We start from the raw sequence: 16,685 nt of genomic DNA on the forward strand, positions 1-16,685 counted from the left end.
CGCCTCCGTAGAACCGGCGGAGGCGGAACGGAACCTCGAAAGCTGCTCTTCGCATCATCGACATCCTCTCTCGCGCTTCAGGTCGCTGTGAGGTCGTGAAGCCGATCGAGGGCAACGGCATCACAGCGACGGAACTCTGCTCCCAGATCCATTGTGCGGACAATGAACTCATCGAGTGCACGCAGCCTGGCGCCTCTTCCGACGACTTCAGGATGGAGAGTGACCGTGACGACGGGATCCTCGAATTCTTCGTGGGCGAAGCGGACATCCTCGAAGAAGACATCGAACATTCCGCGAGGATCCTGGAGTCCGGGCATGACCCAATCCACCGAACGGTAGAACTCGAGATGCGGGTAGTCGTCCAGTGTCCAGGAGACTGGCAGTTCGACGACTGTGGTCGGCTCTCCGAACTCGTATGCTGATCCGATCCAGTCTGTTCCCCCACCGCGCAGCAGGTACGGGAAGAAGTCGGAACCCATCAGCGAGGAATCGTAGGTGATTCCGATCTCCTCGAGGACCGGCACAGTGTGCGGCGAAAAATCGAAGCTCGGGGTGCGGTGTCCGAGCGGCCTGGTCCCTGTGAGTTGGGTAATCAGCGCGATGCTCTTCTCATTGATTCCGAGTTCCTCACGATAGTCAAGGGTCGAGACATTCTCGTGGCGGTCGCCGTGGAGTCCGATCTCATGTCCTGCGTCGACAATCGCCCTGCAGGAATCGGGATACGTCTGGACCGTGTGCGCGGGGACGAAGAACGTCGCCTTCACACGTCGGCGCTCGAGCAGTCCGAGGATTCGGTCGACTGCCTCCGCAGCGAACTCACCGCGCGAAAGCGGTCCCGGCGTCGTCGCACCTCGCGCCAACCACAATGAAAGAGCGTCGAAGTCGAAAGTTAAGCAAACCTGTACCGTCATGAGCGCTCCTCCGTCCCAGCGGGAAAGAGCCCCACTCTGGGCTCTGGGTGATCGAACACTGTATCGAGATTCCATTCGAAATACGGGCTCCGGTCCACGGGAAAACCGGCGATCCAGAACTCACGGGCGTCGAGGTCCATGATCACAGAGAAGATCGTCGCCAGCTGCTCGTACTCGGGCAGGTCCGGATCTGGGTACCGGCAGAGTGCATCTGGCGATGAGTACCCGTCGCGCAATGCCGTGGCGATGTCGTGCGTCGTCACCGATGCATCGATCGCCTTCGCTTCCAGAAGCCTCCGGAGGCGAGGGGAACGCAGAAGCGTCAAAGCGAAGGTGGAACGCTTGAGATCACGCACCGGCACCTCGGTCTCGAAGTGATTGGCATGCACGATCAGGTGATTTTTCGGATAGATCACCCCGAAATCATCGGGAACCAGTTCGAAATCAATCGCTTCCCCGCCACCGTCCGCGAGCAAGACGTTCGCGGAGGAGCTCCGTGCCGTGGGTAGCAGTTTTCTATGAGCAAGGCTCATTCGGGGCTGATCGACCACCCCTCGGATCGCCAGATGCATCGGGACCGTACCCTCGAGCGAACCATCGCGATCCGAAACGAGAAGGTTGTTGCAGAGGCCGATTCCGGAGGAATTGAAACCCGACTTCATGAGCATCCCTGCCTCGGTGAGTACGATCGAGGCGAAACCGTTCTCATCCCGGGTCGCAAGAACGAACGCATTGCGCTGCTGCTCCATACGCCAGTCCCAGTTCTGCGCGAGCAGCGTATGACCGGATGCGGTTCCCTGGGGAAGCACCGCGACCGAGGTGCACCCGTTCTCATGTGAGGGCGCGCCGTACAACAGCTCGGTGCGCGCATTCAATGCCACCAGCAGTTCGAATTCCTGATCGGAGGTGTTCGCCATGCCCTCGAGTGTTCGCGCGATGCGCGGATCCCATTCGCGCAGGGCGCTCCCGTACTGCTGCCCGAGCTCTCGAACGCGTGCCGGCGTGTGCCCGGCATCCCGTTGAAACCGGTTCATATAGGTGTTCAGGCTCTCCGCTATGAGGTTCGCGGTCTGCGACCCGATCTCATTCCCGATCTGGAAGGGATCGCCCATTGCGCGGACAAGCCGGGGCGGTTCTGAAGCGGACAGGGTGTCGAGCTCAATGTGGTTCATGACGTGATCGGCCTTATCGTTCATCGGAGGGGAAGGTGGGAGGACTCGGGTGAGCGCGCCACAACCAGGAAAGTCACGATCGCGGCGAGGATCGGGAGGATCGCGACTGTCTGTGGCGCTCCCGTGGCTCCCACGATCGCAGTCGCGATGAATGGCGCGGTCCCACCGAATCCCATGACCGAGAAGTTGTATCCGATGCCCAGTGCCGAGTAGCGGACGTTGGTCGGGAACAGTTCCGCCAAAGCTGCCGGGCCCGCGCCCGAGAACACGGCAAGGACGAGCACCACCACGAGCTGGCCGATGTAGACGGCTGCCACGCTCCCGGAGTTGAACAAGAGAAGGACCGGCCACGTGAGGAGGATGAATCCACCCATGCCGGTGAGGAGCAGGGGCTTCCGTCCGACCTTGTCGGAGAGAGCACCGAAGACCGCGACTGCAACAGTCATCACGACCAGCGCTACCAGGTTCGAGGAACGTGCCACACTGGGGTCGACGCCGGCGATGTTCGTCAGGTAGGACGGGATGTACGTGAGGAAGAAGAAATAGGCAACAGTCCAGCCGACGTTGAAGCCGAATCCCCGGAGAATTGCCCGCTTCTGGCTTCGCAGTGATTCACGAAGGGGGTTCTGAACCGTCGTCCCTTCGCGCTGCTGCTTCTTGAAGGACGGAGTGTCCTCGAGTCCCAGACGAAGGAGGACGGCCACCGCCAGGGTGAGGATCCCGAGCAGGAAGGGGAAGCGCCAGGCGTACTCATTGATCGCCTCCTCGCCGAAGAGGAACGAGTTCAGCGCGACGACTGCGGAGGCGAGGAGGAAGCCGCCCGCGGTGGTCACCTGGTTGAAACTGCCGAACAGTCCCCGGCGGTTCTTCGGGGCGAACTCGACGAGCATGGCGGTCGATCCGGTCCATTCCCCGGCAATGGCGAATCCCTGAAGCAGACGCAGCACGACCAGCAGCACCGGGGCGATGACACCTACTTGCTCGAAAGTGGGGAGGATGCCGACACCAACGGTCGCAAGACCCATGAGGATCACACTGAAGATCATCGCCTTCCGCCGACCGTACTTATCGCCGAAATGCCCGAACACCAGAGTTCCGACAGGACGGGCGAGGAATCCGACAGCGAACACGGCGAAGGTTGACAGGAGCTGGGTCACCGGATCCTCACCGGGGAAGAAGAGCAAGCCGATCGTCACGGCAGAATAGGCATAGATCAGGTTGTCGTACTGTTCCATCAGGTTGCCGAAGCTCCCTGCCAGCACGGCGCGTGAAAGCACCTTCTTGGATGGCTTCAGATCATTTATCCGGGCGACAGTGTCCGTCATGAGTGTGCACCTTGTGTAGTCAGCTGGAATGTGTGAGGTCTCGGTGCCGACTCTGGCAACTGCCTCTCGAGAAGAATATTCCTGCGCCCCTTCCTCCGGTATCGGTCATATGACCGAAACATCGATCGCTCAGTCGGTCGGCAAATTCGAGGCATCCCGCTCGATGCGCAGCAGCACCTCGTCGACGAACTCGTCCGTCGAGGCGCCGCCACCGAGGTCTCTGGTGGAGATCCCGTCGGCCAGCACCGCCTCGAAGTCGGCTTGCAAATCCCGTGCGGCGTCGGCCTCTCCGATGTGCTCGAGCAGCATCGCTCCCGCCCAGAGCGCGCCGACAGGATTGGCAAGGTTCTTTCCGACGATGTCCGGGGCTGTGCCATGCACCGGCTCGAACATGGACGGTTTCGATCGGTCCGGATTGATATTCGCCGATGGGGCGATGCCGATCGACCCGGCTGTGGCCGCGACCAGATCGGAGAGGATGTCGCCAAGCAGATTCGATGCCACGACGACGTCGAGGCTGTTCGGTGCCAGAACCGCACGAGCGGCGAGCGCATCGATGAGCACGCTCTCGAGTTCGACCTCGGGGAAGGCGCCGACCACCTCCGCCACCACTTCGTCCCAGAACGGCATGGAGTGGATCAGGCCGTTGGACTTCGTCGCCGAGGTGACGATCCCACGGCGAGAACCAGCCAGAACAGCCGCGTACTCCGCAACTCGCGACACACCTCGGCGGGTGAAAAGTGCCTGTTGGAAGGCCATCTCCTCCGGAGTGCCCTGGTAGGCCCGGCCTCCGACCTCCGAGTACTCCCCCTCGACGTTCTCCCGAACTACGATCATGTCGATGTCGGCGTTCTTTGTGACCCGTGGCGCGATGCCTGGAAGCAATCGCATCGGTCGGATATTCAGGTACAGATCGAAGGCGCGGCGGATCGGAATGAGCAGACCCCAGAGCGTCACATGATCGTCGATTTCGGGGTGACCGACCGCACCGAGGAAGATGCCGTCACCTGTGGCAAGTTCGTCGATCCCGTTCTCGGGCATCATTCGTCCATCGCGCAGGTAACGGCTCGACCCCCAGTCCCGCACTCTCCAGGACACGGAGAATCCATGCTTACCGGCGATGGCGTCGATGCATCGAGCGGCGGCCGGAGCGACCTCCTGGCCGATGCCGTCGCCGGGAATCAGATCAATGGTGTACTGCTGCATTCTGGTCGCCTCTCGATCAGTGAAGTGTGCATGTGCTGAAATCATCGTTCGTCACCAGCTGCCGCGTGCTGTCTTATCAGGTCCGATGTGCTGCATCGGCCATCAATTCCAGGAACTCGATCAAGGCCTGAGGAATCGCCCGTGAGCGGTCGGCCCTTGCATCGACATTGACATAAGCGGTGTCGATCTCGGTCACCGTTTCCTCGTCCCGAACGATCTCGAACGACATGCCGAAGCTGCTGGTGCCGACTCGAGTGCAGACGGTGCGAACCGAAAGAAGCTCGTCCAGCCGCACAGGCGCTCGGTACCTCAAGGTCGTCTCCACGACCGAAGGGTCGAAACCCTCGGTCTGCAGCGCGGCGAGGGTGAAGCCGCCGGCGCGGAAGAACTCTGTGAGAGCCGCATCCGCGATCTCGAGGTAGCGGCTGTTGAACATGTATCCCTGGTTGTCGATCTCCGGCACTCGAACTCGGTGCGTGTGGATTGTCACCGCCGGACTATTCCGCCAGGAGCTTTGCGTAGACATCAGGGCGTTGCAGCGCTAGCCCCGGGGCTTCGGGCTTGGCTCTCGACGTGGCGAGCAGCTCGAAATCGAGGTCACCGTACAGAACCGTCTCTTCTCGTCGGTTCCCCGAGATGCCGAGCAGTCCGTCGTTGAGACCGAAGGTTTTGTCCACCGGCGTGGCGATGACCGCTTCTCCGACGGCGTGCATCGGCGCGTCCGCCGGCAGCCCCGAGGAGCCGACGAGGGGTGACAACACGACGAACAGCTGGTTCTCCATGGCACGCGCACGACAGCCGGTGCGGACCCGGTGCTCGCCTCTCGAATTCCAGGTCAGCGATGGGCAGAAGATGACCTCGGCACCCTTGGCGGAGAGGTACCTGGACAGTTCCGGGAACTGGATGTCTGCACAGATCAGCATCCCTGCCTTGTGCCCGACAGTCTCGATCACAGTGACGCTGTCGCCTCCTTGCATTCCGAGCTCATGCTCCTGAGGAGTGAGATGGATCTTGTCCTGAGTGAATTGCCGGCCGTCACGCGTCGTGAAGTACGCAGTGTTCCTCAAGTGACCTTCCGCGTCGATGCGCAACAGGCTACCGCCGAGGATGTCGATCCTGTGCCTGTTCGCCATCTCCGCTTGAGCCGCGACGATTTCGTCCGTGAAAGCCGGAAGCGTGTTCCAGTAGTGGTCTCGCAGTGATGCCGCAATCACGGGGGCGCCCTCGATCGTTCCGAGCAGACCGGTGTCGACGAGCTCCGGGAAGATCACGACCTCGGCTCCACCTGCGGCTGCCTGTGCCGCTAGTGTGTCCATGTGCTCGATCAACTGTGGGCAGGAATTCTCCGCACGCAGTTCGAGCTGAGTCGTTGCGACTCGAAGTGTCGGCATGGCCATACTCCTCAATAGTCATCGGGTCTTCCGTCGACAGTCCCCGAGCCGGGGACTGTGGTGACCTCCAAGCTAGCGCGCTTGCCGAGTGATCCGGTGTGGAAGATTCCCGAATCGGACGTCACAGGATTGTGGGCGCAACGAAGCCGATTCAGAGGCCTGTCAGAGATGTCCTGGCCAGCGACACCGAGTTGAGGAGCTCAGAACGAGCGCCGGAGATGAGCTCTGCCATCAGCTGTCCGCAGATGGGGCCGCTGAGAGCGCCCCAGGCATGCCCAGCGTTGACGAAGACTCCATCGGCCCGGTCGACGATGGGCAGACCGTCCGCCGTGGAGCCGGAGAGCCCCGCCCAGAGGCCGGTGATTCCGAGCCCGCCGAATCTGGCGTACCTCTCCCCTGCGATCTCCAGCATCGCCCGGGACGCATCGAGGGTGATATGCGGATTGAGCGAATTCAGACCATCGACGCTGTGTCCGACATAGATCGACCCTCCGCGGTTCTGGACCAGGGTGTCATCGTATCCGAGCAGATCACCCCGCAGCGGCGCCGTCGTGGTCGTACTGGCCCAGGGTTCGAGAGCACTGGCGCCAAAGGTCCCCCTCAGCCCCCGCAGGATCGGACCGTTCTCGCCGGGCACCCGCTGGGTCATCACCTGTCCGTAGCGAAGGGTCTGCATCGGCAGCGCGATCCCTTCCAGATTGAGAATCGTGGCCCAGGCACCTGTTGCCCAGACAACTCCTCCGGCATTGACCCGACCGCGCAGGGTCTGCACACCGAGCACCTGATCTCCGGATCTGATCGTCGAGAGCACGGGAGTGTGCTCGAAGACCTGGATCCCACGTCTGGCGCAGGCGGCCGTGAGCGCGGTGAGGAACTGGTGCGGATCGATCTGGGAATCCTCATCGCAGAAGACCCCGGCGACCGCACCATCAGGCATGATGTTCGAGGCTTCGTCGAGTGCCCTGCCTTTGAGCAGACTGACTTCGAGTCCCGCAGACGCTCGTTCGCGGGCGTACTCCTCGAGACCGTTCGCCCCCTCGGCATCCTCGGCGAAGACGATGCCTCCTTTCTGGGTGAAACCGAACACATCCCCGAGGTCGTCTCGATACTCGTGGTATTTCGCCACACCCGATCGAGACAGTTCAAGCTCTGCACCACTGCGCTTGGTCTGGACCCACAGTGCCCCGGGATTCCGACTCGTCGCACCGAATCCGACGAATCGCTGCTCCACCACGACGACGTCGAACCCTCGCTTCGAGAGTTCCCAGGCTGTGCAGAGACCGACGATTCCGGCTCCGACGACGACTATGTCCGCAGTGGCCAGTGAATCTTCGGACATGAGCCCTCCTGGAGGTTGTGTGTGTTCCGACGCCGAGTCGACGTCGGTTCAGTCTGACAACCCATACTGTGTCAAGACGAATTCTGAAGCAATGGCACATCTTCAGTAACTTTTCCAATGGCTCCGTAGATTTACCAACGGTACGGTGGTTGCTACTCAGCATGGAGGGAGACAATCAGAGGTGTCGCACGCAGACGAAGAAGTCACCATTGCCGATCTGCTCACCGCCTTCGCGGATGGATTCGGCCTCCGGCCTCGTGGGCAGTGGAAGCAGAACAGACCCGTCACTCAGGTCGCCCTGTTCCAGGACAGCGCGAACGAGGACATTACGGCATCCACTCTGGTGATTGCCGCATCGTGCGATGGCTCCAATCTTCGAGATGCAGCACAGACGTGGACTGATTCGTTCCCCATCCTGATCCTCACCGAGTCGTCGGCAGCGGACTTCGGTCCGAATTCCTCCGGGGACCTGCCGATCATTCTCGCCCCCGAGACTTTCTCCGCGACGAACTTCATCGCCGAGGTCTCCCGCTGGCTCGATCCGTCTGAAACGGTCACCGCCCGCAGGCTCGCCGGCATTCAAGCCAGGTTCAATCTCGCGCTCACGCATGTGGACCCGATGCAGGATCTGTTCAAACGGGTGAGCCGACAGCTGGGGGGAACAGTCGCCCTGATCGACGATACGAAGAGGATCCTTTCGAGTTCTGGTCCGCTCCCCATGTCACAGGTCACTCCTGCCCTTGAGGACAACGCCGCACCGGTGGTGAAGATCGAGTCCGAGCAGTGGAGCGGCGCAGCCATTCGGGTGAGCTTGGGGACGAAGCCCGGCTCGCAGGGTTCCGGATGGCTCATCGGTCTGGTGCCGGCCCCGCACAGATTCGACACCACACAACTGGCGGCACTCCAACTGGCCGCACCCCTCTTCGACACGATCCTCCTTCTCCGAAGCGCAACTCAGGAGCAGGAGCACGCGGTGAACTCGGCCCTGCTCGTCGAAACTCTGGCCTTCCGTCCGCAACGACACGATGCGGAACTGCAGGGCAAGCTGCTCGGCACCGGAATCGCCTTCAAGGACGATCTGCATGTGGTCGTGCTCCAGCCCAAGACAGCACATCTTCCGACCTTTCGACGGCAGCTCAAGCAGCTCCTCCCCGAGCTCAAGCAGGCTCTCGATTCTTCGGGTATTCGCAGTCTTGTCACGGGTCAGGACCAACAGGTCGTGGTTCTGGCGCAAGCGAGTCTCGGCGAAATCAGGCGAATCCTCACGGCGACGGGGAACAAGCTCGGTGAGGTGCGCATGGGTGCAGGCCGCACCGTCCGGTCCGTGGCAGACATCGCAGCCTCCTATCAGGACGGAATGCTCGCGCTGCGCATCGATGGAATGTCTCAGTCGCCCCGTTCGTTCGTCGCGGTGGCGAACTTCGATTATGCATTCCGTCTGTTCTCCGAGGTCGGCCTCGACCAGATGATCGAATGGGCGACCTCATTCTTCGCACCTCTGTGGGAACGTGACACCCTTCTCACCGGTCTCCAGGCATACTTCGCCTTCGACCAGAACATGAACGCAGCTGCAAAGGCCCTCGGGATCCACCACAATTCACTCCGCTATCGCATCGCGAAGGCGGAAGAGGGATTGGGGCTCTCCCTTCGTTCTCCGTCCGCCATCACCTCGGTGTTCCTGGCCATCACGGCACTCGAACTCGGGCATCAGCTGCGACAGTTCGCTCCCAGAGGCGCGGTAAAGAGCTCAACGGAACAGATCGCCACCGGTGAGACGATCGCACCCAGAAGCCCCGACGGCCAGACTCATCCGAACCCCAGTTCCCCGGGCGTGGTCATCAGCGGGGATCAATGAGCCGAGGGAGGACCTCCCTCGGTGCAAGCGGCTCGGCTCGGTGCGAAAAGCCCAACAGCTCAGTCTGCGCCCAGGTCCTCAGCCAGCATGCGTCTGTTGACTTTCAGAGTCGTTGGATTCACGGGCAGTTCCGGGATGAGGACGATCTCTCCGGGAACCTTATAGGCTGACAGACGCTCGGCGGCATAGGTCCTCAGCTCCTCGAGATCGACATCATCGTCGTCCGCAGTCACGGCGGCGACGACTCGCTGACCGTAGATATCATCGGGAAGTCCGACGACAGCGGCTCGGACAACAGTTGGGTGGCTGTTGAGAACGGTTTCGATCTCCGCCGGAGAGATATTGGTCCCACCACGGATGATGACGTCGGAGAGTCGTCCCACCACGTAGATGTATCCCTTCTCATCCATTCTGACGAGATCCTTCATCCGATACCAGCCATCGGGGGTGATCACCTCCGAGGTCAGCTCCGGGTTCCCCCAGTATCCGAGCATCAGGCCCGGGCCGCTCGCCAGCGCCTCTCCCACCTCTCCTCGTGGCACCTCGTCGCCGTCGGCATCGACGATCTTCAGCCGCTGCCGTGGCACAAGTTGACCCGCGGACCCCGGAATCGGCTTCTCATCGACATGAGGATCGTAGGTCACGAGGGGAATGCATTCGGAGGCGCAATAGGCGTCGAGCACAGCGCTGCCGCTCAGTTCATACCACTGATCGAAGACTGCTTCGTTCCGCGGCTCTCCCCCCGAGATCGACAGCCTCAAGTCTGCGAAGGCCTCTCGCACCTCCGACTGCGGCTGGTGTCGTATGAGCTTGGCATAGGTGACGGTGACACCGGCGATGAAGGTGATGCGGTGCCGCCGGGCAAGGTCCACGAGGACTTCTGGTCTGCCTCGCCTGGCGATGACCACGGTTCCACCCCGGTAGAGAACCGCCAGCGTGGTGCTTGCGAGTCCGTACAGCCACGCCATCGGCAGGCTGATCAATGCGCGATCCGTCTCCGTCAGATGCCAGAGCTCTGCATAGGTCTCGGCAGCGTTGTCGACCGTGGTGGCCGCGAGCATCACGGCCTTGGGATCGCTCGTCGTTCCCGAGGAGAAGCAGATCAATGACAGAGGCTCCCGGAGGTCGTCCGGGTTCGGACGCACCGCCTGCTTCAGCGTCGTCGCAGCGAAGTCCTCGATTCCCGAGACCGGCAAGTCAGGGATCGTCTCCTCGATGAGCGCCGCGTGTGCCTCGTCGGAGACGATCGCCAGGCTCGGATCGCTGATCTCCAGGGCCTTGAGGATGTCCGCATCACCCGAGGACGGGTAGACCGTGACCAGCACGGCTCGCAGCTTCCAGATCGCCAACACGGTCGCCACGTAGAGAGCCGAACTCTCCGCGACGAGCGCTATCCGCGCCCCCGGTTCTGCTCCGGCGCGAGCGAGGCGACCGGCTCGCTCATCGGCGATCTCGAGGAGCTCCCGGTAGGTGATATGCCGGGAATCGTCGATGAGGGCGATGTTCTCGGGGTGAATCCTCGCGACCTCGCGGATTCGTTCACAGCAGTTCACTGTCTGCCTCGATGCGGAGTCTCCCACTCTCGTCCGTCCTTTCTGTGCGTCCTGGGTCGATCGGTCAGCGAAGTCGTTCATGAAGTGCGCTGATGATCTGATCGGCTTCCGCCGACATGTTCCGCACGACCTCGCCCGCCGGCTTCATCTCATGCACCAAGCCGAGCGTCTGACCGACGGGCATCATGCCCTCAGTGAGGTCACCGTCCTGGTATCCGGTTTCGACCCGGGTCCCGGCAACTCCGTACTGTGCGGGGAATCCTGAAGCACCGTCTTCACCGCTCGACTCCCACTGCTGGGTCCAATCGTTGGAAAAGGCACGCATGCGCTTGCCGCTGTAGGAGAAGGTGATGGTCGTGTCCTGGAACCTGCCGTCGATCACTCTCTGTTTGAAGGCATCGTGGCCATAAGCCTCGGGAGTCGCGATGAAGCGGGTCCCCACCCAGGCGCCGCAGGCGCCGAGCGAGAGAGCTGATGCCAGCCCTCGGCCGTCTGCGATGCCGCCGGCGGCGATCACCGGCACATCGACGGCGTCCACTACGGCGGGAATCAGAGTCATGCTGGTCACATAGCCGGTGTGGCCACCTGCTTCGGTGCCCTGAGCGACGATGAAGTCCACTCCCGCCTCGGCGTATTCACGCGCCTTGCCCACGGAACCGGCCAGAGCGATCGTTGCGATATCGCGCTTCCTGCACTCCTCCATGAACCAATCGGGAACGGCGAAGGTCAGAGTCACCGCAGCCGGCGCTGCGTCGAGCACGATCTCGACCTGATCGGCAACGGCGCCCTTCGTCAGCAGCGCTTCCACACCGGCCATCTTGCCGCGTTCCTCTTCGGAGAGACGGCCCCAGAGTTCACGCACAGGCCTCCATGCCTCTTCGTCCTCGGTCGTCAGTGAGGCCGGCAACAACAGATTGATGGCATAGGGTTTGTCGGTCAGCGATTCGATCTTCTCGATCTCCGCCGTCAGAGCCTCCGGCATGTAGCTCACCCCACCGAGGCAGCCCATGCCTCCCGCGTTGCTCACCGCTGCCGTGAGCTCCGCCTGGGCGACCCGGGCCATGCCAGCGGAGAAGATCGGATGCTCGATGCCGAATCGTTCGGTCAGGATGGTTTTCATAGGACGTTCCTTTCAGTGGGAAGCACGGAGGATGCCGTCGCCGGACGAGCCGGTGGCCACCCCAGCGCCTGCTGGGCGTTCGCAAGATTCTTGATTTCGTCAGGGTCGGGATAGTCGACATCATTACGGGGAATGATGCGAATTGGGACACGTGCCGCCATCTCCTCCGAGATGTGGGCGATGAGTCCAGGGAAGGTCGAGAGAAGTGCCAGCCCGGTCCCCTCCTCCGGAGTGAATCCGAGGGAGTCGATGACTGCGGCGAGCGCGCCGACATCGTTGATTGGAGTCATCTCCCGTCCGGGCAGGGCAGTGAAGGCTCGATGAACGGCTTCGTAGACTTCCGCGGCATCGCTCCACAGCCCTTCCTCGACGGCAATCGACCTAATCTTCTGGGCTCTGGGATCGACGCCCTTGAAGACAGGATGGCCGAATCCGGGGATCCGGCGCTTTTCGTTGCGCAACTGGGCCATCTTGGTCCGAGCGAATTCCTCGATGCCCGATTCCGAGCCGAGGAATTCCTGGTGTGTCTCCCGGATGAACCGCCCCGCATACTCGGTCGCCAGAGTGTTCTCACCGACGGCAAGGCAGGCGCTCGCCAGCCCGGCCGCCATTGACCGGTTGGCCGCCACGGAGAATCGCGCGGCAACCGTTCCCGGCTTCTCCAGGCCGTAGTCGAGCACGGAGTTGAGCACCGCGTCGAGAACACGTGCCTGTTGTGGGGTCGGAAGCTCTCCTCTGATGAGCAGAAAAACGGCTTCGGTGAAGCCGGCACCTCCGATCAGATCATCGAGCAGGAAGCCCCGTATGCTGACATGTTCGTCTGCCAGTGCGGACACCTGTGTTCGCCAGTAATTTTCCGACTCCACGGATTCACCTCCAGGGCAGATAAGAAACAATTCGAAAGGGTCCATGTCGCCGAATTGTCCCTGCATGCAGGACCCTCCGACATCCATGATGTTCCGCGCTTACTCCTACGGCTCTGGAAGATTCACAACGGATGTGCATGTGTTTGAGCTTATTCACAGTAGGTGGCATGACCTCCACTCCGTAATTTGATGGGACACGTTTCCCTCGAGCCTGAGTCAAGAAGGATCACACTATGCATACACTCACCCCAGTCAGTCCATCGGTGAAGTATTTTGAAGACCTCGAGGTCGGCAATTCATGGCAGTCCGAAGGGCGAACGGTCACGGAAACCGACGTCGTCACCTTTGCCACGTGGTCAGGGGACATGCACCCGCTGCACACCAATGCCGAATACGCGAAGTCGACGCAGTTCGGCGAGCGCATCTTCCACGGGCCGGGAGCACTCGCTCTCGCTTTCGGCCTCGAGATGCGGATCGGCTGGAAGATGGGGTCTGCCGTGGCATTCCTCGGCGTCAGCGACTGGCGGATGTCCTCACCCATTTTCATCGGAGACACGATCACCGTCCGAGAAGAGGTCGTCGACCTGCGAGCATCCGCGTCGAACCCGGACCGCGGTATCGTGCGGACCCGCGTCGAGATCGTCAATCAGCAGGGGCAAACGTGCCACCATGGCGAATGGGCCGTGCTTCTGTTCAAGAATGCCGCGGCCGCGCTGACTCCGCAGTAGGGAGAACAGAGCATGCCTTTGAGACTGCCCGACGGCAAGCGCTTCGCCGTCGTCCTCAGCCCGGATTTCGATGCCCAGAGCGTCTGGATGGGCACGTTCAGATCGAGCTCTCAGACCAACCTCTCCCGTGGAGAGTTCGGCGCGAAGGTCGGTGCCCCGCGTCTCCTCGAGGCACTGCGCAATGCGGGCATCACAACGACCTGGTGCGTGCCGACACACACCATGCAGACGTTCCCAGAGGCGGTGGAAGCCATCGTCAGCGCTGGCCATGAGATCGCCGCCCACGGCGTTTATCACGAGTTCGTTCCGAAGCTCGACGAATCCGAGGAGCGCCGGCTGCTCGAACTCCAGCTCGATCTGCATGAGAAGGTCATCGGCACGGTGCCGCGCGGATATCGTTCACCCGCACTCGACATCACGGTGAACACGATCTCCCTGCTGGAAGAGCTGGGATTCCAGTGGGACTCCTCGCTCATGGGTCGCGACTTCGAACCGTACCATCCGCAGATCGTCACAGAGCTCAATCTTGAATCGGCGAACGTGTTCGCGGCACCCTCCACTATCCTCGAATTTCCCGTGTACTGGGCGCTCGACGACTTCCCGGAACTCGAATCCTTCAAAGGCAGCGGACTGATGCAGAGCAACGAAGCCGTCCTCGACAGATGGCTTCGCTCCTTCGACTTCGGCTATGAGCGGTGCCCGGGCGGAGCCATGACGATCACCATCCACCCGCAGACAATCGGGCGAGCTCACAATCTACTCATGCTCGAATCATTCATCGAGTACGTCTCCTCACGCTCGGAAGTGTGGTTCCCGACCTTGTCCCAACTGGCTGATGTGTGGGAGTACCACTGACTTCTCTGGTCTCGTTCTTCGCGGCACCCAGAAGGGCCGCTCAAGTGACATCGCTTGAGCGGCCCTTCTCGTGGTGCGATGCTGGTGTTACCAGCGGATCACGTCATCGGCGTTCGCGAGTGCAGGCCGATCCAGCGCCAGTTCGTCGATCGGCAGACTGAGTTCATCACCCGAGATGAGCTCGGAGACGAGCTTTCCGGTGATGGGCCCGGCGAGGTTGCCGAACACATGCCCGGTCGCAAGCACGAGACCTGGCAGGGCATCGACCTCGTCGAGGATGGGCATCGCATCGGCGGTTGCCGGGATGAGACCGGTCCACGTCCCTTCCACTCCCAGAGACCTGTAATTCGGGAACTGCTCGAGTAGCGCATCGATCGCCATCTTCAATCCGCCCAGTGGCATTCGATCATCCAACTGATCCGGGTAGTCCATCGGACAGCCGATGAAGAGGTTTCCGTTCTCAGTTTTAGACACGACCTCGAGATGCTCGATGCCATGACCGGAGTCTTCGTTCGGTGAGGTGAAGTACTCATCCTTATAGCTTGGAAGGTCGCGGTAGAACGAGTACTGTTTGACCGCCAGCGGACCGTTGAGAATCTTATCGAGTTGTTCCTCGACCTCACCCATCATGATGGCACCGAGGCGCTCCGTCCGGATCGGGACGTCGAGACCTTCAGCTTTGAGCATCGTGCTCCACACACCTCCGCACCAGACAACGCGATCAGCAGGGATGTCGCCGTAAAGAGTCCTGACTCCCTTGACGGCATCTCTCGATTTCAGCAACCCGAGAGCAGGTGTGTTCTCCCGAATGCGAACTCCCCGGCGAATACTCTCCTGCGCGAGTGAACGCACGAACTTGGGAGTACGGATCTGACCATCTTCGGGCGAGAACGTCGCTCCGATGACATCCGGAGACAGAATCGGTGCTGCTTCGCGTGCCTGCTCGGCGTCGAGTAGTTCCATCCCGACCCCCTGACCTCGCCTCATGTCGACGAATTCCTTGAACACCTGACGCTGCTCGTCGGTATAGAAGTACGTCATGGCCCCATTTGTCTGGAATTCGAAGCTGGGGCCGAGCAGTTCGGAGAACTCATCGTAAAGGGCACGACCTGCACGTGCCAGTTCGAGCTGAAACCCCGCAGCGCGGTTGTGCATGTGCAAGAATCCCATGTTCCGACCCGAAGCCCCGAACGCTACTTCCCGGGCCTCGGCGACCACGACATCATGGCCCTTCGACGCCAGGAAGAATGCCGTCGAAATGCCCACTGTTCCCCCGCCGACAACGACGACATCGGCCTTGTCCAGAATCATCTGCTGCGCTCCATTCGTTCTCAAGTCTCCGCGCCTCGGCGACCACTGCACATCCAAGTGCCGGACACCTGTTGCGCGTTTCAATCGTCTCTCATGAGACGTTCGTTTATCGGGACGACATGGAGATCAGGCACATCCGGCACGTCGTTCCCATGATCAAGAATCGACGGCTTCGTCCTCGAGCGCTTCGTAAGATTTCACATGTCTGTGCAGTGGGGATGTCAATTCGCACCATTGGCCCGTGGGCTGCGGGGACCTAGTCTGATGGGCATGACGAATAGGAATGCAGTAGTAACAGGGGCCGGCTCAGGTATCGGTCGTGGAATCGTCGAAGCCTTCTTGGCCGACGGCTATACCGTCTGGGCCAGCGATCTGTCAGATGATCGTCTCGCAGAGACCCGTGAAGCCCTGAATAATTCCGAAGCATTGCGCACTCGTGCAGTTGATGTCACCGACTACGCCGGACTCGAGGGCCTGGCCGATACGGTCATCGGCGAAGGCGGCAGTCTCGACGCGTGGGTCAACTGTGCAGGCATCTTCGACGGGTACGCCGATGTTCTCGAAACCTCCCCCGAGCTCTGGGACAAGGTGCTGACAATCAACCTGACCGGTTCCTTCTACGGCGCTCGCATCGCAGCAGCGCGGATGACGGAGCAGAAGTCCGGCCGAATCATCACAGTCGGGTCCGTGGCAGGCCAGCGCGGTGCCGCCGACGGGATCGCCTATGCGGCGTCGAAGGCCGGCATTGAAGGCATGACACGGCGACTGGCTGTTGATGTCGGTCATGCGGGAGTGACAGCCAATGTCGTGGCGCCCGGAGTGATCCGCACGAATCTCCGCGCCACCTCGGAGGAGATCCTGGGAGACCTGGTCTCCTCCCAGCAACGCGGCATCGGGGTGTCGAACCCGGAATTCCTCGACTTCCTCATCCCTGCGAAGCGTTCCGGTCTGATCAGCGAGGTCGCCGCCGTCGTGGTCTTCCTTGCCTCTGACGGCGCCGGATACGTCAATGGTCAGGTGCTGCCGGTCGACGGGGGCTGGACAGCCTCGTAG

Annotated in this window: 15 protein-coding genes; 4 read left to right on the top strand and 11 right to left on the bottom strand. The window is 61.4% G+C overall.

The window, feature by feature from the left end:
• Positions 1-77: 77 nt before the first annotated feature.
• From RIT73_RS02445 to RIT73_RS02475, 7 genes are all read right to left on the bottom strand, one after another.
• A complete protein-coding gene (locus RIT73_RS02445) occupies positions 78-911 on the bottom strand; it encodes a polysaccharide deacetylase (RefSeq protein ID WP_309130460.1) in 834 nt (277 codons plus the stop codon).
• Positions 908-2,107, bottom strand: a complete 1,200-nt coding sequence (locus RIT73_RS02450) for a C45 family peptidase (RefSeq protein ID WP_309130461.1) — start codon at positions 2,105-2,107, stop codon at positions 908-910. Before RIT73_RS02450 ends, RIT73_RS02445 begins: the two co-directional genes overlap by 4 nt.
• Positions 2,104-3,408: an MFS transporter gene (locus tag RIT73_RS02455; protein ID WP_309130462.1), complete on the bottom strand. Its 1,305-nt coding sequence runs from the start codon at positions 3,406-3,408 to the stop codon at positions 2,104-2,106. The genes RIT73_RS02450 and RIT73_RS02455 overlap by 4 nt, the downstream gene beginning before the upstream one ends.
• Positions 3,409-3,537: 129 nt before the next feature.
• The gene (locus RIT73_RS02460; RefSeq protein ID WP_309130463.1) at positions 3,538-4,614 is read right to left on the bottom strand and encodes a tartrate dehydrogenase; all 1,077 of its coding nucleotides are present in this window, start codon (positions 4,612-4,614) and stop codon (positions 3,538-3,540) included.
• A 76-nt stretch (positions 4,615-4,690) separates the two neighbouring features.
• The gene (locus RIT73_RS02465) at positions 4,691-5,077 is read right to left on the bottom strand and encodes a thioesterase family protein (protein WP_309130464.1); all 387 of its coding nucleotides are present in this window, start codon (positions 5,075-5,077) and stop codon (positions 4,691-4,693) included.
• 34 nt (positions 5,078-5,111) lie between these two features.
• Positions 5,112-6,005: a nitrilase-related carbon-nitrogen hydrolase gene (locus tag RIT73_RS02470; protein WP_309130465.1), complete on the bottom strand. Its 894-nt coding sequence runs from the start codon at positions 6,003-6,005 to the stop codon at positions 5,112-5,114.
• A 151-nt stretch (positions 6,006-6,156) separates the two neighbouring features.
• Entirely contained in the window at positions 6,157-7,344 is a 1,188-nt protein-coding gene (locus tag RIT73_RS02475; RefSeq protein WP_309130466.1) for an FAD-dependent oxidoreductase, read from the bottom strand.
• Between the two features lie 181 nt (positions 7,345-7,525).
• On the opposite strand from RIT73_RS02475, the gene RIT73_RS02480 reads away from it, so the two are divergent.
• Positions 7,526-9,199 carry a helix-turn-helix domain-containing protein gene (locus RIT73_RS02480; protein ID WP_309130467.1) on the top strand — a complete coding sequence of 558 codons (1,674 nt, stop codon included), beginning with the start codon at positions 7,526-7,528 and terminating at the stop codon, positions 9,197-9,199.
• A gap of 59 nt (positions 9,200-9,258) precedes the next feature.
• Here the strand turns inward: RIT73_RS02480 and RIT73_RS02485 are convergent, their stop codons facing one another.
• Genes RIT73_RS02485 through RIT73_RS02495 form a run of 3 tightly spaced genes read right to left on the bottom strand, consistent with a single transcriptional unit; the run spans position 9,259 to position 12,738 of the window.
• Entirely contained in the window at positions 9,259-10,779 is a 1,521-nt protein-coding gene (locus RIT73_RS02485; protein ID WP_309130468.1) for a class I adenylate-forming enzyme family protein, read from the bottom strand.
• A gap of 37 nt (positions 10,780-10,816) precedes the next feature.
• A complete protein-coding gene (locus tag RIT73_RS02490; RefSeq protein ID WP_309130469.1) occupies positions 10,817-11,872 on the bottom strand; it encodes a nitronate monooxygenase in 1,056 nt (351 codons plus the stop codon).
• On the bottom strand, positions 11,869-12,738 hold the full coding sequence (locus RIT73_RS02495) for a citryl-CoA lyase (RefSeq protein WP_309130470.1): 870 nt from the start codon (positions 12,736-12,738) through the stop codon (positions 11,869-11,871). Before RIT73_RS02495 ends, RIT73_RS02490 begins: the two co-directional genes overlap by 4 nt.
• Positions 12,739-12,971: 233 nt before the next feature.
• On the opposite strand from RIT73_RS02495, the gene RIT73_RS02500 reads away from it, so the two are divergent.
• Together RIT73_RS02500 and RIT73_RS02505 are read left to right on the top strand one after the other, a co-directional pair.
• Positions 12,972-13,466, top strand: a complete 495-nt coding sequence (locus RIT73_RS02500; protein ID WP_309130471.1) for a MaoC/PaaZ C-terminal domain-containing protein — start codon at positions 12,972-12,974, stop codon at positions 13,464-13,466.
• Positions 13,467-13,478: 12 nt separating this feature from the next.
• Positions 13,479-14,321: a polysaccharide deacetylase gene (locus RIT73_RS02505; protein WP_309130472.1), complete on the top strand. Its 843-nt coding sequence runs from the start codon at positions 13,479-13,481 to the stop codon at positions 14,319-14,321.
• Positions 14,322-14,408: 87 nt separating this feature from the next.
• Here RIT73_RS02505 and RIT73_RS02510 read toward each other — a convergent pair whose 3' ends face one another.
• Positions 14,409-15,683 carry an FAD-dependent oxidoreductase gene (locus RIT73_RS02510; protein WP_309130608.1) on the bottom strand — a complete coding sequence of 425 codons (1,275 nt, stop codon included), beginning with the start codon at positions 15,681-15,683 and terminating at the stop codon, positions 14,409-14,411.
• Positions 15,684-15,902: 219 nt separating this feature from the next.
• Between RIT73_RS02510 and RIT73_RS02515 the strand changes: the two genes are divergently transcribed.
• Entirely contained in the window at positions 15,903-16,685 is a 783-nt protein-coding gene (locus RIT73_RS02515; RefSeq protein ID WP_309130473.1) for an SDR family NAD(P)-dependent oxidoreductase, read from the top strand.

This window comes from Brevibacterium sp. (assembly GCF_031179145.1).
Taxonomy (GTDB): Bacteria; Actinomycetota; Actinomycetes; order Actinomycetales; family Brevibacteriaceae; genus Brevibacterium.

Excerpts from the sequence above, each read along its gene's own strand:
- RIT73_RS02445 (WP_309130460.1), bottom strand. The coding sequence starts at position 911 with ATGACGGTACAGGTTTGCTTAACTTTCGACTTCGACGCTCTTTCATTG.
- RIT73_RS02470 (WP_309130465.1), bottom strand. The coding sequence starts at position 6,005 with ATGCCGACACTTCGAGTCGCAACGACTCAGCTCGAACTGCGTGCGGAG.
- RIT73_RS02475 (WP_309130466.1), bottom strand. The coding sequence starts at position 7,344 with ATGTCCGAAGATTCACTGGCCACTGCGGACATAGTCGTCGTCGGAGCC.
- RIT73_RS02450 (WP_309130461.1), bottom strand. The coding sequence starts at position 2,107 with ATGAACGATAAGGCCGATCACGTCATGAACCACATTGAGCTCGACACC.
- RIT73_RS02515 (WP_309130473.1), top strand. The coding sequence starts at position 15,903 with ATGACGAATAGGAATGCAGTAGTAACAGGGGCCGGCTCAGGTATCGGT.
- RIT73_RS02500 (WP_309130471.1), top strand. The coding sequence starts at position 12,972 with ATGCATACACTCACCCCAGTCAGTCCATCGGTGAAGTATTTTGAAGAC.
- RIT73_RS02490 (WP_309130469.1), bottom strand. The coding sequence starts at position 11,872 with ATGAAAACCATCCTGACCGAACGATTCGGCATCGAGCATCCGATCTTC.
- RIT73_RS02505 (WP_309130472.1), top strand. The coding sequence starts at position 13,479 with ATGCCTTTGAGACTGCCCGACGGCAAGCGCTTCGCCGTCGTCCTCAGC.
- RIT73_RS02455 (WP_309130462.1), bottom strand. The coding sequence starts at position 3,408 with ATGACGGACACTGTCGCCCGGATAAATGATCTGAAGCCATCCAAGAAG.
- RIT73_RS02460 (WP_309130463.1), bottom strand. The coding sequence starts at position 4,614 with ATGCAGCAGTACACCATTGATCTGATTCCCGGCGACGGCATCGGCCAG.